Below are 25,832 nucleotides of genomic sequence, written 5' to 3' on the forward strand. Positions count from 1 at the left end.
CTGACTTGGTTTGACCGCCGCCCGATACCCCATGATTCGATTGCCCCTGCTCGACGCGACCAGGCCGGAACACTTCCCTGATCCGCGCAAAGCATTGAACGATCCGAACGGCCTGCTGGCCTTCGGCGGCGATCTGTCGCCACGCCGCCTGCTGGCCGCCTATGCGCAGGGCATCTTCCCCTGGTTCAACGAGGACGAACCACTACTCTGGTGGTCGCCCGACCCGCGCTGCGTGTTCCACACGAATACGCTGACTCCCAACCGCAGCCTGCGGCGGCGCCTTGCCCAGGTAGATTGGGTCATTACCGTCGACCACGCCTTCCACGACGTGGTGGCGGCATGCGCCGCACCGCGGCCCGGCCAGAGCGGCACCTGGATCGTTCCGGCGATGATCTCAGCCTACGAGCAGCTGCACGCGATGGGACACGCGCACAGTGTTGAGGTGTGGGAGCACGACCGTCTGATCGGCGGCATCTACGGCATCGCCGTTGGACGGCTGTTCTGCGGCGAATCCATGTTCAGCCGCGAAAGCGGTGGCTCCCGCGTCGCGTTGATGGCGTTGGCGACGTTGCTGCGGCGCTGGGACTTTCCCTGGATCGATGCGCAGGTCACCAACGCCCATTTGATGCAGCTGGGCGCGGTGGAATATCCGCGCACCGAATTCCTGCGTACCGTGGCGCATCTGTCCCAGCTACCGGGGCAGCCCGGCAACTGGGCGCAATTCACGCCGCTGGCTCAATGGACCCATCAGGCCACCACCAACTGATACGCGCGTCAGGCCGCGATGAAGCCCCACGCCGTCAGCAGATCGTGCACGCCGTTGATGGCGAACTGCACACCCATAGATAGCCCATAGGGCCAGCGCCAAGACCACCCACTCCGGCCTTACATCAAAAAGTACTCAGCGAAATAGGTGCGGTACAAAGCAGCTCGTGTTGCGCGTGACGCGATCGACATCCTCGCGCATGCCAATGCCCACGGCGTTGTTGCCCACGACCCAGGACCCCACCAGCGCATGCCGGCCATCGAACACCGGCAGCGGCGCCAGCGCCTGGTAGATGCATGGCTCGGTCACCGGACCTTCCACCTGTCCAGACTCCAGCACCGTCACCCCGGCACCTTCCCTGCCCCAGTACGGTTTGCGCACCACAGCCCCCGCAACATCCGTGCGATGGCGGCTCGCCGCCAGCAGGTTCGGATGCCCCGGAAAGAACTCCGACAACAGCGGCAGGATGGCCTTGTTCGACAGCACCATCTTCCATGCTGGCTCAAACCAGCGCAGACGCGTCTGCGGCAGGTGCACCGCGAATGGCTCGGACAACATCCATTCCCACGGGTAGAGCTTGAACAGCCGTTCGATCGGCGCGTCATCAAGATCAATAAAGTCTTTGCCTGACCAGCCGAGCTGCTCCACATCCAACGCCGTGGCGCGGTGACCCGCCTGCATGCAGGTATCGACAAGATAATCGCAGGTCAACGCATCTTCACTGCTTTCGTAGCAGGCGGCGAAATGCACATGCGACGCCGGCGGCAGCATGCGCCAGCGCTCGACCAGCGCCTCATGGATGGAGTTGAACTGATCGGCGTCGGACGCCACGTCCTGCAGCCAGTACCACTGCGCCACGGATGCCTCGAACAATGCAGTAGGCGTATCCGCGTTGTATTCCAGCAGTCGCGGCGGCGACGAGCCGTCGTACGACAGATCCATGCGGCCGTAGAGTGCAGGCTCTCGGTCCCACCAGCTGCGCTCGATCAACGTGGCGGCGCGCTCGTCCAACCCAATATCCGCGTAGCGTCCGCCACGCACAACGCGATCGACCGCTTCAAGGCAAAGGCTGTGCAACTCATTTGTGGCTGCTTCCAGCCCGTCGATCTGAGCCTCGTCGAATACGTAGCAGACGTCCTCGCGCCAGTACGGCTGGCCGTCGATGGTGTGGAAGGCAAAACCCTGCGACTCCAACCGCGCCTGCCAATCGGCGCGCGGCGTGCTCGTCACGCGCCGCATCGTCAACCGCCTCGCGCTGATACGCGTCCGCTAGAACCGAATCCACCACGCGATCCCAACTCAACGCCACGCGGCCCACTGACGCCGTCACCACCACCAACCCGACCACCCGCAACCAAGGCGCGCCCCGGACCCGGATCGCCCGCGCCAGCACCGCCTCCGCTCCGATACCAGGGGCCGTAGTAGTGCAAGCCACCGCTATAGGAGCCACCACTCACTGGACCATCGATCTGGCATTGCCCACTCGAGTAGTCGTGCACGCAATCTTCGTAACTGTCGTACCGGTTGCGCTGCACATCCTGCCCACGACCGAGCATGGAGAGACCGACCAGCGTGGCGCCACCTAGCGCGATCAGCGGCACGGCCAGCGAGCGCTTCTGATTACGCGGCGGCACGGGCCGAAACTGCGCATCGTGACGCTGCTGGGGCTTCATGCCGGGCCGAAGTTCGCGCGAGGGCTTCTTGTCGATCGTGCTCATCGCCCGTCACCACGTCATCGCCGCAGCGTTCACCAGACCCACGGCAATCGCGATCACCGCGGCGAAGATCGCCACCGCACGATTGTCTTCTTCGATCTGCGTGGCAAGGTCACGAATCAGCAGGTGAATGGCTTGGTGCGCCAACCATTGCACGATGAGCGCCACCAGTCCCCACAAGGCCAGGTCCAGCAGGTTCACGCTGTGCGACATCGCGCTGACCAGCGGCGCGATGAAACCGATCAGGGCGCCACCGAGACTGATCGCGGCGGCCTGGTTGCCATGGCGAATGAGCGCCATCTCGCGTTGCGGTGTCAGCCAGATGTGCACCGTGCAGAAGATGGCGAGAAAAAGGACACCCAACCCAAAGTACGCTGCAAACGCAGGCAACGTGGAAAGATCCGGCAACACCCTGTTCCCCTTTCGACCCACCCATGCCGGGCGAGGCCGCAGTGTAACGCACCCGTTAGTTCAATCCGGCGCCTGTCCCAGACCGATCGCCTTCAGCTCGTCGTAGTGCTCCATGAATAGCCCCACGACACCGGGATCGAGCTGGCCGCCGGCCGCGTTGCGCAGATAGTCCATGACGTCCATTTCAGGCCACGCCGGTTTGTAGACGCGCGGGAAGCTCAACGCATCCCACACATCGACGACACTGAAGATGCGTGCAGCTAGTGGTATCTCCTCACCGATCAGACCGCGCGGATAGCCCGTGCCATCCCAGCGCTCGTGGTGCGCATAGGGAATGTCGATGGCCGGTCGCAAGAACGCCGTCCGCATGAGCAGATCCCTGCCCAGCACGGGGTGCGTGCGCATCAAGGTCATCTCATCGGGCGTCAACGGTCCGGGCTTGATCAGCACCGCGTCGGGCAAGGCCAGCTTGCCGATGTCATGTAGCAGGGCGCCAAAGCGCACATGCCGAAGTGCGTCGCCATCCAGCCCCACGCGGCGCGCTAGCGCCACCGTCATGCGCATGACGCGCTCAGAATGGTCGCGCGTTTCCTTGTGGCGTACATCCATCGCTGACACCAGCGCACGCAACGATTGCTCATTGCCGGTCAGCAGCAGATGGTTAAGGCGATCCATACGGCGGACGTCGCGGCCAATCAGCCAGTACAGCAGGCCGCCGGTCACCACCACATAGATGCAGCCCTTGATCGTGTGCAGCAGGCTCAGCGTGCGGGTATCCGCCGTTAGCGAAAAAAGCAGGCGATCGGAAAAGAGCACCCACAGCAGGGCCACCGACACGTAGATGGCGACAATGCGAAATTGGGGTTTGACCGTCACCGCGCCTCCCGTCCGCGTCGTCTCCGGTGATCCGGCGCACGCGGGGCACGACGGAGCATAACCAGATCAACATGCCTCATGCTGTTACCGGGTTGGCAACGCTCAGGCGTCTTCGGGCTCGATCAGCACGTCTACCCATTCGCCAGCGCCCAGCGTGCTCAGCCCGGCGGCAATGACGGTGGCTTCCTCGAGTTGCAGCCAGAACGATCCCGCCCGCTCTACTACGGCGCCACGGAAATCCTGCCCATTGAGGCTCCCGCGAACGCGATGCCCGTGGCCGCATTTCCACAGCGGCCTGGCCGGCGTGGACCACTGACTGACCGGATCGAACGGCAGCGGCACCAACCACGGCCGCTGGTCGCTATGTACGGTGGCGCGAAATGCTACGGCGCGATGCCTGTTCATCCCCGTTCCCCTGGCGTTCCCCGACCATGAAGATAACGGAGGCAGGGCGTCCAGTGTGAGGGTGTATCGGCTCATTGATGCCATGAAGACTCAGGCCAGCCCGCTCGAACGCGGACACCCAGCTGCCCAGCGTGCGGAAGTACCAGGGCGCCGCCTGGCCGAAGCCATTGCCGCAACCCACCCAGGAACCCTCGCGCCAGCCATCTGCGTAGGGTTCGGCAGCCAAGAGAGGGTGCAGCGTCTGGACGATCAAGGTGCCACCCGGCTCAAGCAACTCGGGCATGGCAGCGAGCAAGCCATCGACCGACTCCTGCCCGAGCAGGGAGAAGTTGCATACCACCACGTCCGCCCGCTCAGCGAGCGCACCGGCCGCCATGTCCTCGTAGGACAGTACGCGGAAATCACCGTCGCCCTTCGAACGGGCCGACTCGATCAAGGCCGGGATAACGTCTACCCCGATCACCTTTACGCCCAACGCCGTCAGCGTCCGGGCCAGCCAGCCTTCGCCGCAGCCGACATCGATCACCGTACGCGGCGTATGCGCAAGCACGGCATCGACAATGGCCTGGTCGGTCACGAGCTTTCGGCTCTCGATGCGGCCTTCGCGCACGGCCTGTTCCCAGGCCTGCGCATTGCTCTGCCAGGCGTCGAGAATCAGTGCCTCGTCCGCGCTGGCATGCATCCAGGCGTCAACCAGCGCGGCTGGCGTACTTGGACGCCACGTAGTTGTCGAGGATGCCGATGAACTCATGGGCGATGTTGTCGCCACGCAGCGTCATCGCCTTCTGCCCGTCGATAAACACCGGTGCCGACGGCGCCTCGCCGTTGCCCGGCAGCGAAATGCCGATATTGGCGTGCTTGGATTCACCTGGGCCATTTACCACGCAGCCCATCACGGCGAGCGTGAGATTCTCCACGCCGTCGTACTTCACGCGCCACAGCGGCATCTGCTCGCGCACGTGATCCTGCACGGTACGTGCGAGCACCTGGAAGAATTCGCTGGTGGTGCGACCACAACCAGGGCACGCCGTCACCAGCGGGGTGAATGCACGCAGGCCCATGGTCTGCAGCAGTTCCTGCGCCACGATGACTTCGCCCGTGCGCGAGGCGCCCGGCTCCGGTGTGAGCGAAATACGAATAGTGTCGCCAATGCCCTCCTGCAAAAGCACCGCAAGCGCCGCAGCAGAAGCGGTGATGCCCTTGGAGCCCATGCCGGCCTCGGTCAGACCCAAATGCAATGCATAGTCACAGCGCGTGGCGATGTCGCGATACACCGCGATCAACTCCTGCACGCCCGACACCTTGCACGACAGGATGATGCGATCGCGCGGCAGGCCGATATCTTCGGCCCGCTTGGCCGAGTCGAGCGCCGAGCGGATCAGCGCTTCGCGTGCCACGTGCGAGGCATCCCACGGCACGGCGCGCTTGTGGTTCTCGTCCATCAACGTGGCGACCATGCTCTGATCGAGCGAGCCCCAGTTGGCACCGATGCGCACGGGCTTTTCATAGCGCAGTGCCATCTCGATGATGGAGGCGAACTGCGTGTCTTTTTTCTTGCCGAAGCCGACATTGCCCGGATTGATGCGGTACTTCGCCAGCGCCTCGGCGCAGCCGGGCTCGGCTTCCAGCAGCTGATGGCCGTTGTAGTGGAAGTCGCCAATGATCGGCACGTCCACACCCATCATCGCCAGCTTGTCACGGATGCGCGGCACCGCGGCGGCGGCGGCCGGCGTATTCACCGTAATGCGCACCAGTTCGGAACCGGCGCGAGCCAGCTCAGCGATCTGCTTGGCGGTGCTCGCCGGATCTTCCGTATCGGTGTTGGTCATCGACTGCACCACGATGGGTGCACCGCCACCCACCGTGATCTTGCCAATTTTTACGCCAACGCCGGGACGGCGAGAGGCGGGCTGGGCGGGACGCGGAGAAGGAGTCGTGTCGCTCATGTAATGGGATCGCGATGTGGGACGGCAACGGGGCAAGGATACCCGAACCACCGGGCACTCCTCAGCAAGCGTCGCACCGCCCCGCGCGATGCGGCAAAACCGCGCATTGGAGCCATTCCGAGTGCTTGAGCAACGATCATGAAGCCCTGCCCCAACGCACGGAAACAGGAGTGCATCCCCATGCTTCAGACCTCCCGCCAGGACGGCGCCCAACGCATGTCGCCCTCTCCCTCCTGCGCAGGCTGCGGTCATGCCGCCGTCTGTCAGGCCAGCGGCTACGACCGCGCCGAATTGTCAGGTCTGCGTCATATAGCTGAACGCGTCGGACCGATGCGCACAGGCGAATACCTCTATCGACCCATGTCGCCGTTCCGCGCGCTATATGCGGTGCAGATCGGCATGGCCAAGACCGTAGCAGTGGACGTGGCCGGACGCGAACAGGTGCTCGCCTTCCATCTGCCGGGTGAAATGATCGGTCTGGATGCCGTGGAGCGCGAAGTGCACGACAACGCCGTGGTCGCGCTCGGTAAGACGCAGTTCTGCCGTTTCCCCTACTCGGCCGTTCGGCACGTTGCCGCACAGCAGCCGGAGGTGCCTTGGCACCTAGTGCAGTCGGCAAGCCAGCGCATTTCGCGCCTGCAATTGAGCAGCGGCAACTACATGGCCGAGGAACGCTTCGCCGCCTTCCTCGTCGATATGCGCGACCGCCGCGCCATACTGGGCCTGCCATCGGACTACCTGCCGCTGCCGATGTCCCGCGCGGATATCGGCAACCATCTGCGCCTGACCACCGAAACCATCAGCCGCCTGCTCGGCCGTTTCCGCGAACGCGCCTGGATACGCGCCGACCGCACGGGCCTGCACATCCTCGACCTGCCCGCGCTGCGCGAACAGGGCCTGTCGCTACTGATGCACTAGGGCGTTTGCCTCACTCGGCTGCCCTGCGAAGGGCAGTCTTCAGCAAGCGCTGTTGGACACGATCACCCAAAGAAGCCGGCCGGGTCAGCCCCATTCGCTCCAGTGCCTCGTCTTCGCCGCTGGCCACCTGCCCAGGAGCCAGCGCGGCGCGAAAAATTTCCGTCTTGCCGCGCCATGTCACGCTGCGCTTTTTCAACCAGTCGAGCGCCGGCAGCAGGCGCTGCTCCACCTCGGTGAAATCACTCCCAAAGGGAAACGGTGGCAACTGACCCTTGGCCCGCCACGGTGCGAGTGCCTGCTTCAGGTGCTCGGGACGGTTGTTCCGCCACCGCTCGGGAATCTGGAAATCGGCGGCCAGCTTGCCGTGCGCCTTCGCTTCCGCACAGAGGGCGTCAATAAAACGCGCATCGGCAATGGAAAGCATGGCCTCTATGCACTCGCTGTCGGTTTTTCCGCGCAGTTCGGCCACGCCGTATTCGGTGACAAACAAATCGCGCAGATGGCGCGGAATAGTGGTGTGACCGTAGTTCCAGCGGATATTGGTCTCGACGCCACCACGCCCCTGCCGGGTCGCGCGCAACATCAGGATGGAGCGACCTTCCGGCAATTCGTGCGCCATCGCCACGAAGTTGTACTGGCCACCCACGCCACTGACCACCTCGCCGTCTTCGAGCCCGTCAGACACCGCCGAACCCAGCAGCGTCGCCATCATGCAGGTGTTGAAGAAGCGCGCACCGCGACGTTGCAGCGAGGCGAGCATCTGGTGGTCGCCATACAACTGATTGACGTTGGAGACGCGACACATGTCCAGCGCATCCGGATCGGTCGCATCGAGCTCGCCCAGCCATTGATACAGTTCGCGCGACCCAAGAAAGAAGGCCCCGCGCAGGTAGTGTCCACCCGGCGTATCGGATGACAACCTGCCGCAGGCGGCCGCACGCTCCAACGCCATGTTGTCCCAAGCGCGACGTTTGAGGATGCCCGCGCGCTGCAGGTGCATGAAACCATCCATCACCATCTCGCTGGCGCCGTACAGACCCGTGCGCAATGGTGCGAGCCCGCCCATGCGTGACGCCATGGCATGCGTGCCACCGCGCGGATCGAGCGCCACCAGCGCGCGCCGCCATTGCGTGTTGTCCTCCTGACGCCAGCGCAACCCATAGACCAATGCATCGGACAGCGCGCCGATGCCGATCTGCAGACAGCCACTGTCGCGGACCAGCGCACTGGCATGCATGCCCAGCGCATACTCCACCAGATCAATGGGCTGACGGGGCAAGGCAAACAACGGGGGTGCCTTTTCCGTATGTAGCTCGACGTCGAAATAGTCGCGCTCCACTTCGGCGTGACCACTGATATACGGCAGGTCCGGATGGACGACGGCCACGCACAGTGGCCGAGGCTTGCCCGATTGCACCACGCGATCGATGAAGTCGAACGTCAGATCCGGGTTGCACGAAAGGCTGTACCGAACGCCTGCCGGCGTCTCGCGGCGCGCCACCAGTTGCACGAGCAGGTTGATGTCCTGCACGGCAAGGTCTCGCGCGACATGCGTGTAGTTCTGGCTGATGTAATTGCGCTGTGCGCTGCCCGAACGCAACAGCGCACCCGATTGCATATAGAACTCATGCACCGCGACGTTGGACGGCAGTTGGTTGCGCGCCTGATCGATCGCGTACTCCGGATCGACGGCGTCCGCGCCGAAATGGCGCTCCACGAAAGGCACAACGAAACGCGCCTCCAAGCCGGGCGCCGGGTGCGGACGCCTAAGAGACAGTGCGGTGTAGAGCGCTAGCGAGCGAGACGTGTCCGCCCTGGTCAGGCGATAGAGCGCATTGAGCAGGTCATGCGGCTTGCCAAGCCCCAAGGGGGCCGCCACGCGCAAGTCCGGACCAATCCTCTCGGCGATCTGTTGTGCGCATGCTTCGGTGTCGGTATGACATTGCTCTGGCGACATGGATCCACATGGCAGGGGCGATATTGCGTATTGGTGACACGCCTGAAGTGAATACGGCTTGAAGAAGCCCCGAACCCATGTCCTACACTCAGCCCATGAGCCACCATGCCGCCCCCGTCCATGCCCGCTTGCTCGCCGAACAGGCATTGAGTCGAGCCGCGGGCGCGCCCCTGTTGACGGGCAATCGCGCCGAACTGCTGATCGATGCCGCCGCGCACTACGACGCGTGGCTGACCGCGATCCGTGGAGCAAAGGAGCGCGTGCTGCTGGAGAACTACATCATCCGCGATGACGCTATCGGCCAGGCTTTTCGCGAGGCCCTGGTCGAATGCGCAAAACGCGGCGTGTTCGTGGCCGTAGTCTACGACTGGCTAGGCTGCAAGGGACAGTCGCGGGATCGTTTCTGGGCGCCGTTGCGTGCCGCTGGCGGCCAGGTGCGCGCATTCAACCCGCCCCAGTTCGGGCAGCCGTTCGGCTGGATAAGCCGCGACCACCGCAAGCTGCTGGTGGTCGACGGCACGCAAGGGTTTCTCTCCGGCGTATGCATCAGCGAGAAGTGGCTGGGCGATCCCGCCAAGAGCATTGCCCCATGGCGCGACACCGGAGTCGCCTTGCTCGGCCCCGCAGTGGCTGAGCTGGAACATGCCTTCGCCGAAAGTTGGGCCAACATCGGCACGCCGCTCTCACCGTTTGCCGCGGCAGCGGGCGACGACACCGGCAACGTGGCGCTACGGGTGATCGCCACACAGCCGGCCACCGCCGGCATGTACCGCCTGGATCAGCTCATCGCCGCCATGGCACGCAAGACGCTATGGCTCACCGATGCGTACTTCATCGGCGTAGCCCCTTACGTGCAGGCGTTGGCCGCAGCGGCGCGCGACGGCGTGGATGTCCGCCTGCTGGTACCCGGCAGCAGCGACATCCCGGTCGTGGCTGGCATGTCACGCGCGGGTTACCGCCCCCTACTCAAGGCGGGCATCCGCGTGTTCGAGTGGAACGGCTCCATGCTGCACGCCAAAACCGCCGTCGCGGATGGGTTGTGGGCACGCGTGGGCTCCTCCAACCTCAACCTCGCCAGTTGGCTGAGCAATCGCGAGATCGATGTGGCGGTCGAAGACACCGGCTTTGCGCAACAGCTCGCCGAGCAATACGAGCGCGACCTGGAAAACGCCACGGAGATCGTGCTTGCGCCGGGACGCTGGCGCCGCCATGCCGACCACGTGCAAACCAGTGCTGACCGACCGCCTCGCACCCGCCACGTAGGCGGCAGCTCCGGACGCGCCGCGGCCGGTGCGCTGCGTATCGCCAACACCATGGGCGCAGCTCTCACCGATCGACGCGTGCTGGGCGATACCGCGACAGGGCCGCTGTTGACCGGCGCTATCGTGCTGAGCCTGCTGGCGGTCGTGGCCGTTTTTTGGCCTGCGGTCATCGGCTGGCCCCTGGCCATACTGGCGGCCTGGCTCGCCATGAACTTCGGCGCCAGGGCATGGCGTCTGCGCAGGCGCTTCAAGCGGCGCGCCGCTGAACTCGACGATGCAGGGTAGCTGCCAACACCCAATGAATACAGTGAGATAGGCGCTATGCCTTAGGCCGCGACTGCGCTTGATGGGGCAAGCGAATGTAATCCCTGCATTCCCCATGCTAGGCTCGCCCCTTCATGCGCTCGTCCGACGACTACAGCCCCGACCAGGCCGGCCCGCCGCCGCGCCAGATCCTGACGCCCAGTTCGCTCAACCGACTGGTGCGGGATCTGCTGGAAGACGCACTGCCGCTGATCTGGATTGAAGGCGAGCTGTCGAACGTTGCTCGGCCAGCTTCAGGGCATCTGTATTTCACCCTGAAAGACGCCAACGCCCAGGTGCGTTGCGCCATGTTTCGCCCCAAGACCACCTGGCTGAAATTCCGCCCCGGCGACGGCATGCATGTACTGGTGCGAGCCCGCGTGGGGCTGTACGAGCCACGCGGCGAATTCCAGTTGGTCGCCGAGCATATGGAGCCGGCTGGCGAAGGCGCCCTGCAACGCGAGTTTGAACAACTCAAGGCGCGCCTGGATGCGGAGGGGCTGTTCGATCCCGCCCGCAAGCGCGCCCTGCCCCGCTATGCGCGACGCATCGGCGTCATTACCTCAGCCACCGGCGCGGCTATTCGCGACGTGCTCAGCGTGATGTCCCGCCGCTGGCCGCTCGCCGACGTGGAGGTGCTGCCGGTCCCCGTGCAAGGTCGCGAGGCGCCGCCGGCGATCGTGCAGATGCTGCGCCGGGCATCGGCGAGCGGACGCTACGACGTACTGCTACTGACGCGCGGCGGCGGATCGCTGGAAGACCTCTGGGCCTTCAACGATGAGCACGTCGCCCGGGCCATCCACGCCAGCGCAGTGCCCGTGGTGTCCGCCGTGGGTCACGAAATCGACTTCAGCATTGCCGACTTCGTGGCCGACCTGCGCGCGCCCACACCATCCGCCGCCGCTGAACTGCTGGTGCCGGATGCCCATGCATTGCAACGTCACCTGCACCAGTTGCAACAACGACTGGTGACGCTGGAACAACGACGACTGCAATCGCGCAGCCAACGCGTGGACCATCTTTTCGCGCGCCTGCAAGCCCAGCGACCGCAAGCACGACTGGCCCGCGACCGCGAACGCCTGACCCACTTGCATCGGCGCCTGCTGGGCGTGCAACGCGAGCAGGCGCAGATTCGTCGAAGCCAGTTGGAGCGCACGCACGCGAAGCTTCTCGCGCAGCATCCGAAGCTACGGCTGACGCTGTTACAGCGGCGCTCGGCCGAATTGATGCAACGCCTGCGTCATGCCATCGAGCGCAAGATGGAGCGCGATCAGCTCATGCTCCGACAGACGGGGCGTGCATTGCATACCATCAGCCCACTGGCCACGCTGGAGCGCGGTTACTCCATCCTTTTCGACAAGGACGGCAAAGTGCTGCGGTCGGCCACTGGCATCAACGAAGGCACACCCGTGCGAGCACGACTCGCCGATGGCGAGCTGCCACTAGTGGTCACCAAGAAGGACGCCTAGCGTCCCGTCACGCCTCACGCGCCCTGAACGATCCATATCGCATCCTTCGCGCTTCAATGCGAGGAGCGAGGCATGAAGGCAGCGCAACTGTTCGTGAAAGCACTGGAAGCCGAAGGCGTGCACAGCATCTTCGGCGTACCCGGCGAAGAGAACCTGGATTTCGTCGAAGCATTGCGCGAATCCTCCATCCGTCTCATCGTCACCCGTCACGAGCAGGCCGCGGGCTTCATGGCCGCCACGTGGGGACGACTCACCGGCGAAGCCGGCGTTGCCCTGTCCACCCTTGGCCCCGGCGCCACCAACCTGGTGACCGCGGCAGCGTATGCACAGCTGGGCGCCATGCCCATGCTGATGATCACCGGCCAGAAGCCGATCCGTGAGCACAAGCAGGGTCTGTTCCAACTGGTCGACGTGGTCGACATGATGCAGCCGCTGACCAAGTACACGCGGCAGATCGTGTCCGCCCCGACCATTCCGGCGCGCGTGCGTGAAGCCTTTCGCCGCGCCGAAGAAGAACGCCCCGGCGCCGTACATCTGGAGCTTCCCGAAGATATCGCCCGCGACACAGTCGACGAGGCCATCCTGCTTCCCACCGAATACGCCCGCCGCCCCGCGCCCGACGATGCGGCACTGGTGCAGGCCGCCGAAGCAATCACCCGCGCGAAGCATCCCATCCTGATGATCGGCGCTGCCGCAAACCGGCAGCGGACCACCGTCGCCTTGCGCGACTTCGTCGACAAGCTGGGCATTCCGTTCTTCACCACACAGATGGGCAAGGGCGTGATCGACGAAGATCACCCGTTGTGGCTGGGCAATGCCGCGCTATCGGATGGCGACTTCGTGCATCGCGCCATCGATGCCGCCGACGTGATCATCAACGCCGGCCATGACGTGGTGGAAAAGCCGCCGTTCCTCATGCGCAAGGGCCGACGCACAGTGATCCACATCAACTTCTCCAGCGCGGAAGTGGATGCGGTGTACTTCCCGCAGATCGAAGTCGTCGGCGACATCGCCCACACCATCGAACGCCTTACCGACGCACTGCAGCCGCAGGAGCATTGGAACTTCGATTACTTCAATCGCGTGCGAAACGCTTTCCACAAACAGCTGCAGGACCACGCGCGCGACGACCGCTTCCCCATGCACCCGGTGCGCATCGTTGACGACACGCGCCGCTTTATGCCCGACGACGGCATGCTGTGTCTGGACAACGGCATGTACAAGATCTGGTACGCGCGCTATTACCGCGCACGTCAACCCAACACTATTCTGCTCGACAACGCACTGGCCACCATGGGTGCCGGCCTGCCCTCGGCCATGGCCGCAAAAATGGTGTACCCGGAGCGCAAGGTGCTCGCCATCTGCGGCGACGGCGGCTTCATGATGAACGCACAGGAGCTGGAAACCGCAGTGCGCTTGAAGCTCGACCTGGTGATTCTGCTGGTGCGCGACGATGCCTACGGAATGATCCGCTGGAAGCAGGCGGAGATGGGTTATCCCGATTACGGCATGCTGTTTGGCAACCCCGACTTTGTCCTCTTTGCCGAAGCCCACGGCGCGCATGGGCATCGCCCCGCGAGCGCCGACGAATTCCTGCCAACGCTGGAGCGCGCTTTCAACGCGGGCGGCGTGCACCTTATCGACCTTGCGATCGACTACTCGGACAATCACCGCATTCTCAACGAAGAAATCCCGCGGCTCAGTGCAGCCGTCTGAGCTAACGTGCCGGAGTCACCCATGCTTGCCAAGCGTTACCCCTATTACCTCGCCAACCAGCCGCAGACGTCCAAGGAAACGATGGACGTCCTGGACAAGTACAGCGGCAAGGTCGCCACCAAGGTGGCCGTGCCCGATGCCAAGGCCGTCGAGAAGGCCATTGCCGCCGCAGTAAAGGCGACAATCCCCATGCGCGAATTCAAGCCCTGGGCCCGACAGGAGGTATTGCAGCATTGCGTGCAACGCTTCAAAGAGCGCCGCGAGGAACTGGCCTATGCACTGTGCGTCGAAGCAGGCAAGCCGATCAAAGATTCCGACGGTGAAGTCACGCGCCTGATCGAGACCTTCTCCATTGCGGCGGAAGAAGCCGTACGCATCAACGGCGAAACGATCAATCTCGATATCGCCAAACGCCTCGACGGCTACCACGGTTACACCAAGCGCGTGCCGCTGGGCCCGGTGTCGTTCATCACACCGTTCAATTTTCCGTTGAACCTGGTGGCGCACAAGGTTGCGCCCGCTATCGCCGCCGGATGTCCGTTCGTGCTGAAGCCAGCGGAGCGCACGCCCATCGGAGCACTCATCATTGGCGAGGTGCTGGCGGAAACCGATCTGCCCAAAGGCGCGTTCTCCATCCTCAACCTGGATGGCAAGCATGCCGGCCCACTGGTGGAAGATCCGCGCTTCAAGCTGCTCTCCTTCACCGGCAGCCAGATCGGCTGGGATTTGAAGGCGCGCGCCGGCCACAAGAAGGTGACGCTGGAGCTCGGCGGCAACGCCGCGTGCATCATCGACGCCGACCAGGGGCCGCATCTCGATCATGTGATCGACCGCCTCGTATTTGGCGCGTTCTATCAATCCGGCCAGAGCTGCATCAGCGTGCAGCGCATCTACGTGCACGAATCGCTGTATGACGAACTGAAGAAGCGGCTGGTTGCGGCCGTGAAGAAGCTCAAGGCCGGCGACCCGAAGAAGAAGGACACCTTCCTCGGCCCGATGATCGACGAGGCCGCCGCCGAACGCCTGCACGGCTGGATCGAGGAAGCACGCAAGGGTGGCGGCAACGTGCTGTGCGGTGGCAAACGCAAAGCCGCCATGCTGGAAGCCACGTTGATGGAGAACGTACCCACCAGCGCCAAGGCACATCGCATGGAAGCCTTCGGCCCGTTCGCCCTGCTCACACCGTTCCGCAACTTCGACGAAGTCGTGGCCATGGTCAACGACTCCGACTATGGCCTGCAGGCCGGCATCTTCACCGACAGCCTCTCCAACGCCATGCGTGCGTGGAATGAGCTGGACCAGGGCGGCGTAGTGGTCAATGACGTGCCCAGCTTCCGTGTCGACAACATGCCCTACGGCGGCGTGAAGCTCTCCGGCATCGGCCGCGAAGGTGTGCGCTGGGCCATCGAGGACATGACCGAGCTACGTCTCATGGTGATGCGCGAGCGCTGATTTCGACAATCGACTCCATGGGAATCACCCATGGAGTCAGGCTTTCAAGTGAATCGGCTCGTCAGTCGGTCATCATGTCGGGATCACCCTCAGGCAAGATTCCGTCATGACTGGTGCGGTCACCTTGGCGAGCCACACCTCGGCCATTGAGCGTGAAGTCCGTGGACCCCGTGGTGATCGTGGCGCCGCAGCTCGTCGTATCGCCGATACGTGCGATGGCGCGGCCATCGCTGGTGGCCTCGGGGTCACCACTGGCCACTGTACCGGTGCCGTGCATAGGGCATTCGTGGCGATGGCCAACTAAAACAATGGCGCGCATGGCGTGATTCCTCTATGAAATGTGCATGTCATGTGGGGCGTAGCCCATGGTGGGTGTCACGGCGTTATCGCCAACCGCCCGGCGGAAACATGTCCTGCACGCCGTACCCTTTCATGTTGACTTCCTGCTGCATCGCCTTGGCCTTTTCCTCGTAGGAGTCGGGATCGGGCGGCTCTATCGCCAGCGTCAAAGCCTGATTGTCGCCCGTCCAAAAACGGCGATAGCGCAGGTAACCCTCTAGCAGAAGATACGGTGAGACCACCTTCGCGTGGACGGCCTGGTTCACCCTGTCCCACGGTCGGAAGCCCGCGACCGAGTCGTGCAGGTACGTGCTAAATAGCTGCGCTTCCGCATCGCTCACGGCGGGGTAAGCGCGTATGCGTTGCAGCACCTCACGCGCCTCGGGCGCCAGACGGCGCACGGTGCCCAGGTCGTTATGCACAAACATGCCCCACGGTGAGGACGCCGTGCGGGCCATTGCATACATCTGTTTCCAAATACTGTTGGTGTTATCCAGTGCCGCGATATCGTTACGCAACAGCGCGTTCGCACCCTCCAGGGCGTCGATATCTTCCGCGTTGGCACGTCGCCGCCACGGCAGTTGTGCGTACCGGTCGCGCACCTGATAACGCCACGCCAAGTAGGCCAACAGCCAATTGCCCATCTGGCGTGCCTCGCCGCTGAAGGTGCCGTGAAAGTTTTGGTAGGCCGCCTTGATCTTGTCGTGCACTAAAAAGGGGTTATAGGCGCTGGTTTGTGAAACTGCGTTACTAGTATCCATGGGTGACCCCGCCGCCTGTGCCGCTCTCAGCATGATCGACAACGACACCTGCGACAGCTTCTCGCTATCCCGTTCGTCTAAGCTGCCTTGGAGCGTGCCGCGCCCCTGGTCGTCCGGCGCGTAGCCCCCGCCCACATCCGAATGCATGCCGGGGAATGCAAACTCTTGGCAGTTGGCGGGCAGACCCCCACCGGTGCGCAACAGCTCCACCGGAAACGCGGCGCGGTTCTCATGCATGGCCGCCAAGTGCAGGCAGTTTTTCACCGCCGCCGGCATGCGCAGCCACTGCGGTTGCGCCCATGACATATGGCCGTTGGTCAGGTTATACGTGCTGGCCGGTGCATTCGGCACGCCCACGGAGGCCACCGTATCAAACAAGCCCACAAAGCGAATCGTCAACGGCAAGCCACACAGCATGCCGTTCGCGGCCAGCTCGCACAGCCATGCTACGAACACGTGCGCTTGCGCGGAGCCGCGCGAAAACCCGTACACCTCTAGCAAAATCTCTACCGGCTTGGGCCGCGGCGAGAGCGCAATCATCTGCTCGATGCGGCGCATCTGTACCTGATAGAAACTGGTCGCCCGCTCGCGGTTCGTGCTCAGGCCATCCATCAGCAAACCGCCCACCATGGAGCGCTTCACCCCCCCGAAGCGCGTCCTCGTCATCGGGGCCGGCATACGGTGACCATTCCTCGTGTACCGCCGGCCCCAACCCGGGCACGATCAATGACGGGTTGCTCGTCCGGACGTCCGCCAAGCCCGGCGACAATCCCCGGGAACCGTTGCGGCACAGCGCCTTAATGGTCTTCTCATCGAACACGGTCGCCAATTGTCCCGGCGAGGCGGCGCGCACCACCGTATTCAATAGCTGCAGCAGCGCCAGATGTATGCGCCCCTCGCCGCCCTGGCCCGCAGCGTTGCCTAACGCCGTTGCGGTGTTCTCGCCGATGGCGCGGCAGGGAGTGCCTAGCCCTTCGACATAGATACGGTAATAGCCCTGCTCGGGTTTATCGGGAAAAGCCGCGTGCAGGCGGGCCACGTTGCTTTGCTTGCGCCGAACAAGCTGTGAGCCTGCCTTGCCTCCCTCGTCGTCGTCTTTATTGTTGCCGGTGCCATCCATGAAGACAGCAATATTCAACGGCACCTCGCAGTGCTCCGTGCGTGGAATACGCGAGGGAAACACATGAACGATGCCCGGCGTCGCTCCAAGGGGATGCATGCCAATTTTCAGGTCCATTTAGGTTCCATCCTTACATCTCGTGCATATCGGGGTGAGAAAACGACTGCGGGCAATGCTGCATCGGCTGCCACACGTCCCACGGCTCTTTCTGAGGGATATCGTTATCCGGGTCGGGATAACCCGGCGGCCAGTAGCCCTTGTCGGTGGACACCACTCGCACCGACCCGTCGCGCATGAAATGCACGTACATATGCGCGGGGTAGTCGTATCGCGCGACCGGCACGTTGGCTTCGTGCCAAACCCCACCGCAGTCCCGCCAGTTGTCCTCGCTCCAGCGCACCCGCACCATTAAGCCGGGCGTCCAGTGCGCCGGCAGGAGGGCGCAGCACACGATGCTTCCCCCTTTGCCCGCCTGAAAGCCTTCCGTGCCATCGACGGTGAAATCCTGCACGCTCAGGTGATCCGGCAGATGGTCGATGCCCGTGAGCATCACCTCTTCTTTCGGCTCGGCGGGCGGCGACCACTGACACGCGGTCAAGCCCATCACCACAAGCAGGAGAAGCCCAGCCCGCGCGCAGACGCGACCGCATCGCGGCGTCGAGGCCATCAATGGCTCTTTGATACACATCACGCCACCGCGTGCTTTGCGGACCACACCCGCGCGCGCTCAAGCTGTCGATCGTCCGTACCTTGTTGCACCAGTGCGATGAACTCGCTTGAGGACAACGCCGCGCCATGCGTCCGCCACACGGCCTCATTCACGACAACTTGCAAGCCGCCGTGCTGGATGTGTTGTTCCAGCAACCAGTCATGCGCTTGCTGTGTCCATGCATGTTGTTGTCCCAGATTGCCGCGCTGGGCCAGACCTGGGCGATGGGCCAGCGTGGCGTGAAGCAATTCGTGATAGCGACTGTTGCGGAGAAAGCTGTCGAGCTGGCTCGGGGAAACGCGCAGCGGCAATGCAGATATGGCGCCGTTCGGTGGACCGGGCGGGCTGAGCTCTAAGAACGTTTTGTCCGGTGCCACGAAGGACCAGCGGACAATGGGCCCTAGCAGGCCACGACACTGTTCCGCCGTAACCACGCCAGCAAGCACTTCGAACACGCGCATATCGGCGTAGCGCAGAAAGTAGTGTCGTGGGTTGTCGTGGGTGGTTTCGAGGTAGCGAAGCTGCGACAAGTGATCGCGCAGGCTCTCTAGAGGGCCGCGATACGTGAGCAAGCTTGTCGCAAAGCGCCGGCTGTCCTCGGCGTTGATCAAGCTATTGGCGAAGGCCAGCGCCGCCGGGGTTTCCGGCAGCAGAATCGGCCCCACGCTAGCGGCGTCTTGCCCTAGGTCGCTATAAAGATAGGCGGTGTCAGCAAGCGCCAGCGTATCGAGCGTTAGGCCGTGTTGCCGTAGCAGCGCACCGTCAAGAAGGTATGCGTTATTCATACCGGCACCAGCCCGCCGCCCGACGCGGCCGCGTGTAGAAAGCATTCGAGACAGAAGTCGCCCGGTTGCGCCACATGGGGCACGCCGTGGATGCCCCACACATTGCCCTTGCCGCCCTCCCTGACGATGGGGCCCTTTAGACGAATGGCCAAGCCTTCGAGGGTGACGCCGCTGTCGTCAATGGTGATGCTGCCACCCGGGCCGCGTATCGTCGCCACTTCACCGGCTTGCAACTCATAGTGCTGGGTTTGTCGCTGGATGCTCTGCCCCGCGCTAAGCTTGTGATGACCTTGCACGCTCTGTTCAACGTGCCCGCCCACGTCACTGATATGGTTTGCGGTGGTCTGGTCGCGGCGGTTGTTACCCACCGACTCGACGCGGTCCTTCGCGACGTTGACGGTGTAATTGCGCTCGATGGTAAGGAACGCATCCTGCCCCACGGTGTGACGGCGGTCCTTGCCGATAGTGACTTGTTCGTTGTCGCCCACACTCTCCGTGCGGTCGCGACCGATGCTGATGGTTTCGTCACGCGCGACGTTTTCTTTGCGGTCGTTACCGATCTGCGTGGTTTCGTCGTTCTTGACGGTGATATTTTGGTCACGCTCCGCGTGGACTATTATTTCTTCAGCGCCGCTCTGGTCTTCGAACGCCAACTCGTTGTAGCCTTTCCCTTTGTGGGTCTGGCTTTTGATGGTCATCCGCGTCTTGTAGCGCGGTAATTCGTAGGGCGGCGGATTGGTCGCCGGGTACGTGCGGCCGATGATAATCGGCTGGTCGCAATCGCCATCGATATAGCCGACGATCACCTCCTGCCCGATGCGTGGTATCGCCATATGGCCCCACGCCACACCGGCCCAGTTCTGGCTCACGCGTACCCAGCAGGAGCTGTATTCGTCGCGATTGCCGTACTGATCCCATACAAACTGGACCCGTACGCGCCCGAATTCATCGCAAAAAATCTCTTCATTTTTTGGACCGACGACGAAGGCCATCTGCGGGCCGTCGATGTGTGGCTTGGGGATAATCGGCGGCTTCCACTCGACACGGTCGGGAATGATCTCGGCGGTGTAGCTGTAGTGGGTGCCTACCGTGGCCTCGGCGCTGTCTTCTTCCTGGCTGGTGGCTTGGGTGCCGGTGTGCACCATGAGCGTCGTGCGCCATCCGCTGTTCCACGCGTTGCGCGGATGGCCGTCCAAATCAAAGGCATACCCCGGTTGAAGTCTAGGGTCATTGCCTGAAATTTTTGCGACTTGCGCGTCCCGTCGAAGCGACAGCAGGCGTGTCTGCGTAAAAGGCTTGCCAGCCTCATCTACCTTATAACGCCCCGGCCAGTCGAAGCGCTCGTAATCCGTGGCTTGATGACTCAGGTTGTTGCCGGTGCTGGTGTGGCGCTGACCGTACTGCGGGTGTTTGAAGCTGTAATCCGCCTGACTCTGAATCGCCGTTCGTACATTTTCGGTATAACGCAGGGAATCGATACAGGGCTCGGCCTGATCGCCGCCCGGCGTGGCGTTGTAGGTGACGGGGCCACCGGGGATCACGCCGTGGGTGTAAAGCATGTCACCCTGAATCAGCTTGTGGCCTTGGGCGCTGTGCTCGAAGGCGTAGTAAAGACCTTCCTCCCCGCTGAGGCGGGCGAAGAAATCCAAGTCACTCTCCCCGGGTTGGACGCAGAACTCTCTGGGCAGGTGTTCTTTCGCAAGCGCTTGTTCGATGTCGGTGATACCGCTGCGCTTGAGCACGGTTTGCAGAATTTGCGGAACGGTTTGTTGCTGAAAGATGCGCCAATCGCTGCGAAGGCCGGCGCGTGCGAGTTGTGGCTCCACAAGGACGCGATAACGCGTCCGGCGAAAACCTGTCGTGCCCTGTTCGACGCTGGAAATGATGCCGTGGACATAACGCACGGCTTGCTCGCCGTGCCAGATCGTGAGTAAGGCAGGCTGGTCCAGCAGGCGGCCGAAGTCGAGGGCGGGGTTTTCGGAGCTGAGGTCAACGGTCAGCTTGAAGGGGGAGGACAGGGATTCCTCGAGACGAAACTCAACCACTTGAACGGCGAGGCCGCTGGATGGTTGAAAGGTGAAACGAACATCGGCACTACGGGACATCGTGGAACATCCTCCGTGGCATGCACATACGCCCGGCGTGACTGCCGGGCGCAAAGCCGGGTGACGGTAGCGATGAGACCCAGGCAACATCTATCGGATCGGTCTGAATGTTGCGAAACGTGATGCCTATCGACGTCCCAAGGTCCGGAGAAATGCACCCGCCTCGACACCTAACGCATGAAAAAACGCTCGACGCCATGGTCACGTCCGGCGCTTAGGACGGGATTTGCCATCTCGTCATTTCCCGCTACAGCGTTGAAACACATGCTTCTTTTCCTGTCATGTCTCTGTCTTGCGCGAGTGATTAGCTTGCGCAAGACCGACCATAAGGGCATGTCATGCAGACCGAAGCCGCAGTCGTCTCCACCGCAACAGCACGACCAGGAAGCGGTCGAATTTTCGCCCTGATATTCGGCGTCATCCTGCTGGTAGGCGCGGGCTATGCCGGACTGCATCTGATGCAGGATCTATCCAGCATCCACGTGCAATCCATCGCGCCCTTCGTTCTGCTGGGTGTGGCGCTGCTGATCGCCCTGGCATTCGAATTCGTCAACGGCTTCCACGACACCGCCAATGCGGTGGCGACGGTGATCTACACCAACTCGATGCCGGCCAACATGGCGGTGATCTGGTCGGGCACCTTCAACTTTCTCGGCGTGCTCACTTCATCAGGCGCGGTGGCGTTCACCGTGGTATCGCTGCTGCCGGTGGAGCTGATTCTGCAGGTTGGCGGGCAAGCGGGCTTCGCCATGGTGTTTGCCTTGTTGATCGCGGCCATTCTGTGGAATCTCGGCACCTGGTATTTCGGTCTGCCCAATTCCTCCTCGCACACGTTGATCGGTTCGATCATCGGCGTGGGTCTGGCCAACCAGCTCATCTCCACGCGCAGTGGCACCAGCGGCGTGAACTGGGACGCCGCCATGGGCGTGTTCAGGGGGCTGGTGTTCTCCCCCATTGCTGGCTTCCTGCTCGCTGGCCTGCTGATGCTGTTGCTGAAGCAACTGGTAAAGATTCCCGCCCTGTACCGCGCCCCCGAAGGCAAGACGCCGCCGCCGTGGCCCATCCGCGCCCTGCTGGTGCTCACCTGCACCGGCGTGAGCTTCAGCCACGGCTCGAACGACGGGCAGAAAGGCATGGGCCTGATCATGCTGATTCTGATCGGCACCGTGCCCACGGCGTACGCGCTGAATGGCGCGGTATCCGGCGGCGAGGTGAAGACCTTCCACCAGGTTTCCGTCGACACGCAACGCGTGCTTGGCGGCATCGCAGGCAGCGTGACGTTCGATGGTGACCCGCGCGCCATCGTTACCGCCGCCGTGCAGCAGCATACGGCGCAACCAACGACGGCACCGGCACTCGCCCAACTCATCGGGCAGATCGATCATGAAGTCGGCAACCGCCCCTCACTCAAATCCGTGCCGCCCGATCAGATGGGTAACGTGCGCAATGACATCTACCTGGCTAACGCCGCCATTCCGCTGGTGCTGGCGCAACCGGGGCTCAGCAAGGAACAGACCGCCACGCTGACCGCCTGGCGTGGCCTGGGCACTCAGGCCATCCAGTTCATTCCGCCGTGGGTGAAGGTGGCCGTCGCGCTCGCACTGGGCCTGGGCACCATGGTTGGCTGGAAGCGCATCGTGGTGACGGTAGGCGAGAAGATCGGCAAGGAGCACCTGACCTATGCGCAGGGCGCCTCGGCCGAACTGGTGGCAATGGGGCTGATCCAAGCCGCTGACATGTTCCACCTGCCGGTCAGTACCACCCACGTGCTTACTTCGGGTGTCGCCGGCACCATGGCCGCCAACGGTTCCGGACTGCAATGGTCCACCGTGCGCAATCTGCTGATGGCCTGGGTACTGACCCTGCCTGCCTCTATCCTGCTGGCCGGCGGCCTGTACATTGTCCTCCGCCAAGTCTTCTAAGCGTTAACGCTGGCGGGGCGGACGCGATCGGCCGCCCCGGTTCGGTTGTATGGTGGTCTTCACGCGTCACATCTGGCGTCGCGATCACGGCTATTGTTCAATCATGAGGCCCGCCACGGCGGGCTGTAGCCGTCGCGTCCTTTCAAGGAGCTTGCCGGATGCACGTGAAAACCGTTCTGTGGCTGGGCGCACTGACGCTTGCCACGTCCGCGTGGGCGCAAAACGGCCCCACGCCGCCCACGACGGTGTCCGCACCGGCAGCCGCCGTGCAATTGCAGACCGTTACTGTGCACGGCCAACAACCAGGGCCGGCGCTATGGGAGGTGCGTCGCGGCGACCACACGCTATGGATCGTCGGTACGCTCACGCCGCTGCCCAAGCATGCCGAGTGGCAATGGGCAAAGCTGGAGCAGGCCCTGGCCCGCTCCTCCGAACTACTGGAAGCACCGTCCGCGCGCCTGCAGATGCCACACAGCCTGTTTGCGCGCCTCGCCTTGCAACCATCGGCCAAACTGAATCCCGGTGGCGCGACCCTGACGCGACTGCTGCCGCCCGACATGTATGAGCGCTGGGTTGCGCTGCGCCACCAATACCTGGGTGACGACGACGCTCTGGAGTACATGCGCCCGATCATCGTGGCCCAGCAGCTGTACGAGAAGGCGCTAGCCGCGAGCGACCTGAGCAACGACGTCGACGTGTCCGACATGGTGGAGAAGCTCGCGCGCCACCACGGCACCCGCATCATCGGCGTGCGCTATCAACTGATCGTCACCCGCGCCCCGCCCACCACCTCCGCCGACAGCGACCAGCAACAAGGGATCGACTGCCTCAACGAGACCATGCAACTGGTCGAGCACGACCTGCCCAAGCTGACTCAGCGCGCCAACGCCTGGTCCACTGGCGACATGAGCACACTGCAAAGCCTGATGCCGCAGAAGAGTTACGAACCGTGCATCGTATCGTCGATCAACGGCGACTTCGAAAAGCAACTGCACATCCCCGACCTGCCCCAGCGCATCGAGGCGGCATGGATGGAGGCTGCGGAAGAAGCCATCCTGCGCAACCGAAACACGGTGGCGATCCTTTCGATGGACCAGTTGCTGTCTACCGACGGCTACCTGGCCAAGCTCAAGCAGCGTGGCTATATCGTTCGTGCACCGGACGGCGTACAGCAGTAGCGCACGCAAGGCACCAACAAAAAAGGCCGCACCTCTCGTCGAGGCGCGGCCTTTTTCATGGAACAAACGGGATTTACTTCGCGCCGTAGAGCGTCGCGGCATCCGCCTTGAAGGACTCCGCACTGCCCGGACGGCTGTAGAACATGTGGCCACCCGGATAGACCGACAGCTTCACACGCTGCGCCTGTCCAAACGTCGGCATCTGGTCGATGATCAGCTGCGAGGTGAAGAAGGGGCACGACAAGTCGTTGTAACCGTGCACGATCAGCACCTTCATGTTCGGGTCGTTGCCGATGGCCTTGCGCAGATCCGCTACCGGCTTGTCATCCGCGTTTCCGCGATCCCACGCTTTGTTGACCGCGTACGACAAGGCCTCGTAGTGCGCGTCCGTCTTCCAGCCCACTTCGCGCGTCACGAAATCCACCATGGCGCTGGTCGTCGGCGCCAGCAGCGCTTCGAGGATCGGGTCGCCGGACTGGCGCTCTGCCGAACCCGGGAACGGATCGAACGCGGTGACGTTGGAGTCGTACACGCTGCCGATCTTCTTGTCGGAACGATGCACTTCACGCAGGTACGTGCCGATGTCGACGCGCCCGTCCAGACGCGACACCACCGCCGGATCTAGGCCGGTATAGGCCGACACCTTCTGCACCATGCGACCGATGGCGCCCGGATCGGAACGGCCGGACAGGTAATCGGTGACGAACTGCGTGCGAACGTACTTCTCCACGTCGGCCATGGCGGCCGGCGTGAGCTTGCCCTCGCTTTCCAGATGCGCGGCCGTCATGGACGGCAGGTTGATCATCCACGGCAGCGGTGACAGCGCATCGCCATCGCCAATGGCGGCGGGGTCGAGGTACGGCGACACCATCACCAAGCCATTCACGCCCACACCCATGTGCGTTTGCAGTTCATAGGCAATACGCGGTGCGCGGTAACCGCCGTAGCTTTCGCCCATCACGTACTTGGGCGCGCGCAGACGGCCATGCTTGACCAGCCAGTCATACACCACGCGTGACAGGTACTTGATATCCGCTTCGTTGGAGTAGAAATCCTTCTTGGTCTGCTCGTCGTCTTCCAGCGAGCGCGAGAAACCCGTGCCCACCGGATCGATAAACACCAGGTCGCTCATGTCGAGCCAGGTGTTGGGGTTGTCTTTGGTGATGGCGGCGTCAGATGGCGCATCGCCGTCCACACCGAACTGGATGCGCTTGGGGCCGATGGCGCCCATGTTGAGGTACACCGATGACGCACCCGGGCCACCGTTGAAGGCGAAGGTCACCGGCCGGTGCGGATCGCTCCCCGGCACCACGTACGAGGTGTAGACCACGTCGGCGATCTTCTTGCCCTTGGCGTCGCGCACTGGGATGGTGCCCACCGTCGCCTCGTAGGACACCGTGCGGCCGCCCACGCGCACGCTCTGCTTGATCGTCTTGTCCGCAGGCAGCGGTGGCAGTTCAGCATCGGCCTTCTTATCAGCGGCCTCCGCGGCCGGCTTGGCGTCCTTGCCCTCCGCCGCATGGGCAGCCCAGGGGGGCTACCGCGACGCCCAGTACAAACACCGCCGCGCACCACACGGCTCCACGCCCCACACGGGCGAAACGACCCAGAACGGGTAGATCAGATTTCATCGGCACTCTCACGCATAGACCCATGGGAATAGCCCGGCGGCACGCACGGGCGAACGGCCATAGATGCGGCAAGCGGCACGACGTCA

The 25,832-nt window shown here is 63.2% G+C and carries 23 protein-coding genes; 8 read left to right on the forward strand and 15 right to left on the reverse strand.

Features of this window, described 5'->3' with window-relative positions:
- Positions 1-31 precede the first annotated feature (31 nt).
- Positions 32-766 carry a leucyl/phenylalanyl-tRNA--protein transferase gene (gene aat, locus DYST_RS03955; protein WP_239950226.1) on the forward strand — a complete coding sequence of 245 codons (735 nt, stop codon included), beginning with the start codon at positions 32-34 and terminating at the stop codon, positions 764-766.
- A gap of 135 nt (positions 767-901) precedes the next feature.
- On the opposite strand, the gene DYST_RS03960 is transcribed toward aat, so the two are convergent.
- The 7 genes from DYST_RS03960 to ispG form a co-directional block, all read right to left on the reverse strand.
- Positions 902-2,005, reverse strand: a complete 1,104-nt coding sequence (locus DYST_RS03960) for a glutathionylspermidine synthase family protein (RefSeq protein ID WP_239950228.1) — start codon at positions 2,003-2,005, stop codon at positions 902-904.
- Between the two features lie 2 nt (positions 2,006-2,007).
- Complete coding sequence (locus tag DYST_RS03965) at positions 2,008-2,484, reverse strand: hypothetical protein (protein WP_239950230.1); 477 nt, start codon at positions 2,482-2,484, stop codon at positions 2,008-2,010.
- 6 nt (positions 2,485-2,490) lie between these two features.
- Entirely contained in the window at positions 2,491-2,892 is a 402-nt protein-coding gene (locus DYST_RS03970; protein ID WP_146010479.1) for a DUF350 domain-containing protein, read from the reverse strand.
- A gap of 60 nt (positions 2,893-2,952) precedes the next feature.
- Positions 2,953-3,768: an HD-GYP domain-containing protein gene (locus DYST_RS03975; protein ID WP_239950232.1), complete on the reverse strand. Its 816-nt coding sequence runs from the start codon at positions 3,766-3,768 to the stop codon at positions 2,953-2,955.
- Positions 3,769-3,870: 102 nt separating this feature from the next.
- Complete coding sequence (locus DYST_RS03980; protein ID WP_102302712.1) at positions 3,871-4,173, reverse strand: DUF1905 domain-containing protein; 303 nt, start codon at positions 4,171-4,173, stop codon at positions 3,871-3,873.
- Complete coding sequence (locus tag DYST_RS03985) at positions 4,130-4,855, reverse strand: class I SAM-dependent methyltransferase (protein ID WP_239950234.1); 726 nt, start codon at positions 4,853-4,855, stop codon at positions 4,130-4,132. The genes DYST_RS03980 and DYST_RS03985 overlap by 44 nt, the downstream gene beginning before the upstream one ends.
- A 7-nt stretch (positions 4,856-4,862) precedes the next feature.
- Positions 4,863-6,119, reverse strand: a complete 1,257-nt coding sequence (ispG, locus tag DYST_RS03990; protein ID WP_239950236.1) for a flavodoxin-dependent (E)-4-hydroxy-3-methylbut-2-enyl-diphosphate synthase — start codon at positions 6,117-6,119, stop codon at positions 4,863-4,865.
- Between the two features lie 180 nt (positions 6,120-6,299).
- Between ispG and DYST_RS03995 the strand changes: the two genes are divergently transcribed.
- Positions 6,300-7,037, forward strand: a complete 738-nt coding sequence (locus DYST_RS03995; protein ID WP_239950238.1) for a helix-turn-helix domain-containing protein — start codon at positions 6,300-6,302, stop codon at positions 7,035-7,037.
- A gap of 10 nt (positions 7,038-7,047) precedes the next feature.
- On the opposite strand, the gene DYST_RS04000 is transcribed toward DYST_RS03995, so the two are convergent.
- A complete protein-coding gene (locus DYST_RS04000; protein ID WP_239950240.1) occupies positions 7,048-8,994 on the reverse strand; it encodes an acetyl-CoA hydrolase/transferase C-terminal domain-containing protein in 1,947 nt (648 codons plus the stop codon).
- A gap of 77 nt (positions 8,995-9,071) precedes the next feature.
- Here DYST_RS04000 and DYST_RS04005 point away from each other — a divergent pair, with 77 nt between their 5' ends.
- The 4 genes from DYST_RS04005 to DYST_RS04020 all read left to right on the forward strand — a co-directional run bounded on the left by DYST_RS04005 (position 9,072) and on the right by DYST_RS04020 (position 15,196).
- Complete coding sequence (locus DYST_RS04005) at positions 9,072-10,541, forward strand: phospholipase D-like domain-containing protein (protein WP_239950242.1); 1,470 nt, start codon at positions 9,072-9,074, stop codon at positions 10,539-10,541.
- A 113-nt stretch (positions 10,542-10,654) separates the two neighbouring features.
- Positions 10,655-12,028: an exodeoxyribonuclease VII large subunit gene (xseA, locus tag DYST_RS04010; RefSeq protein WP_239950243.1), complete on the forward strand. Its 1,374-nt coding sequence runs from the start codon at positions 10,655-10,657 to the stop codon at positions 12,026-12,028.
- A gap of 72 nt (positions 12,029-12,100) precedes the next feature.
- Complete coding sequence (locus DYST_RS04015) at positions 12,101-13,744, forward strand: acetolactate synthase large subunit (RefSeq protein ID WP_239950245.1); 1,644 nt, start codon at positions 12,101-12,103, stop codon at positions 13,742-13,744.
- A gap of 21 nt (positions 13,745-13,765) precedes the next feature.
- Positions 13,766-15,196, forward strand: coding sequence for an aldehyde dehydrogenase family protein (locus DYST_RS04020; protein WP_239950247.1), 1,431 nt, complete (start codon positions 13,766-13,768; stop codon positions 15,194-15,196).
- A 61-nt stretch (positions 15,197-15,257) separates the two neighbouring features.
- Here DYST_RS04020 and DYST_RS04025 read toward each other — a convergent pair whose 3' ends face one another.
- The 6 genes from DYST_RS04025 to DYST_RS04050 all read right to left on the reverse strand — a co-directional run bounded on the left by DYST_RS04025 (position 15,258) and on the right by DYST_RS04050 (position 21,015).
- Positions 15,258-15,515, reverse strand: coding sequence for a PAAR domain-containing protein (locus DYST_RS04025; protein WP_239950249.1), 258 nt, complete (start codon positions 15,513-15,515; stop codon positions 15,258-15,260).
- Between the two features lie 64 nt (positions 15,516-15,579).
- On the reverse strand, positions 15,580-16,752 hold the full coding sequence (locus DYST_RS04030; RefSeq protein WP_239950251.1) for a phospholipase effector Tle1 domain-containing protein: 1,173 nt from the start codon (positions 16,750-16,752) through the stop codon (positions 15,580-15,582).
- On the reverse strand, positions 16,667-17,533 hold the full coding sequence (locus DYST_RS04035; protein WP_239950253.1) for a DUF2235 domain-containing protein: 867 nt from the start codon (positions 17,531-17,533) through the stop codon (positions 16,667-16,669). The genes DYST_RS04030 and DYST_RS04035 overlap by 86 nt, the downstream gene beginning before the upstream one ends.
- A gap of 13 nt (positions 17,534-17,546) precedes the next feature.
- Positions 17,547-18,083: a DUF3304 domain-containing protein gene (locus tag DYST_RS04040; RefSeq protein WP_239950255.1), complete on the reverse strand. Its 537-nt coding sequence runs from the start codon at positions 18,081-18,083 to the stop codon at positions 17,547-17,549.
- A 20-nt stretch (positions 18,084-18,103) separates the two neighbouring features.
- Positions 18,104-18,910: a DUF4123 domain-containing protein gene (locus tag DYST_RS04045; RefSeq protein ID WP_239950257.1), complete on the reverse strand. Its 807-nt coding sequence runs from the start codon at positions 18,908-18,910 to the stop codon at positions 18,104-18,106.
- Positions 18,907-21,015 carry a type VI secretion system Vgr family protein gene (locus DYST_RS04050; RefSeq protein ID WP_239950259.1) on the reverse strand — a complete coding sequence of 703 codons (2,109 nt, stop codon included), beginning with the start codon at positions 21,013-21,015 and terminating at the stop codon, positions 18,907-18,909. Before DYST_RS04050 ends, DYST_RS04045 begins: the two co-directional genes overlap by 4 nt.
- A gap of 338 nt (positions 21,016-21,353) precedes the next feature.
- Here DYST_RS04050 and DYST_RS04055 point away from each other — a divergent pair, with 338 nt between their 5' ends.
- Both DYST_RS04055 and DYST_RS04060 read left to right on the forward strand, forming a co-directional pair.
- Positions 21,354-22,937, forward strand: a complete 1,584-nt coding sequence (locus DYST_RS04055) for an inorganic phosphate transporter (protein ID WP_239950261.1) — start codon at positions 21,354-21,356, stop codon at positions 22,935-22,937.
- A gap of 158 nt (positions 22,938-23,095) precedes the next feature.
- Positions 23,096-24,115 carry a TraB/GumN family protein gene (locus tag DYST_RS04060; protein ID WP_239950262.1) on the forward strand — a complete coding sequence of 340 codons (1,020 nt, stop codon included), beginning with the start codon at positions 23,096-23,098 and terminating at the stop codon, positions 24,113-24,115.
- 73 nt (positions 24,116-24,188) lie between these two features.
- Here DYST_RS04060 and DYST_RS04065 read toward each other — a convergent pair whose 3' ends face one another.
- Positions 24,189-25,526, reverse strand: coding sequence for a S10 family peptidase (locus tag DYST_RS04065; RefSeq protein WP_239950264.1), 1,338 nt, complete (start codon positions 25,524-25,526; stop codon positions 24,189-24,191).
- Positions 25,527-25,832: the final 306 nt, after the last annotated feature.

This window comes from Dyella terrae, assembly GCF_022394535.1.
Lineage (GTDB): Bacteria > Pseudomonadota > Gammaproteobacteria > Xanthomonadales > Rhodanobacteraceae > Dyella.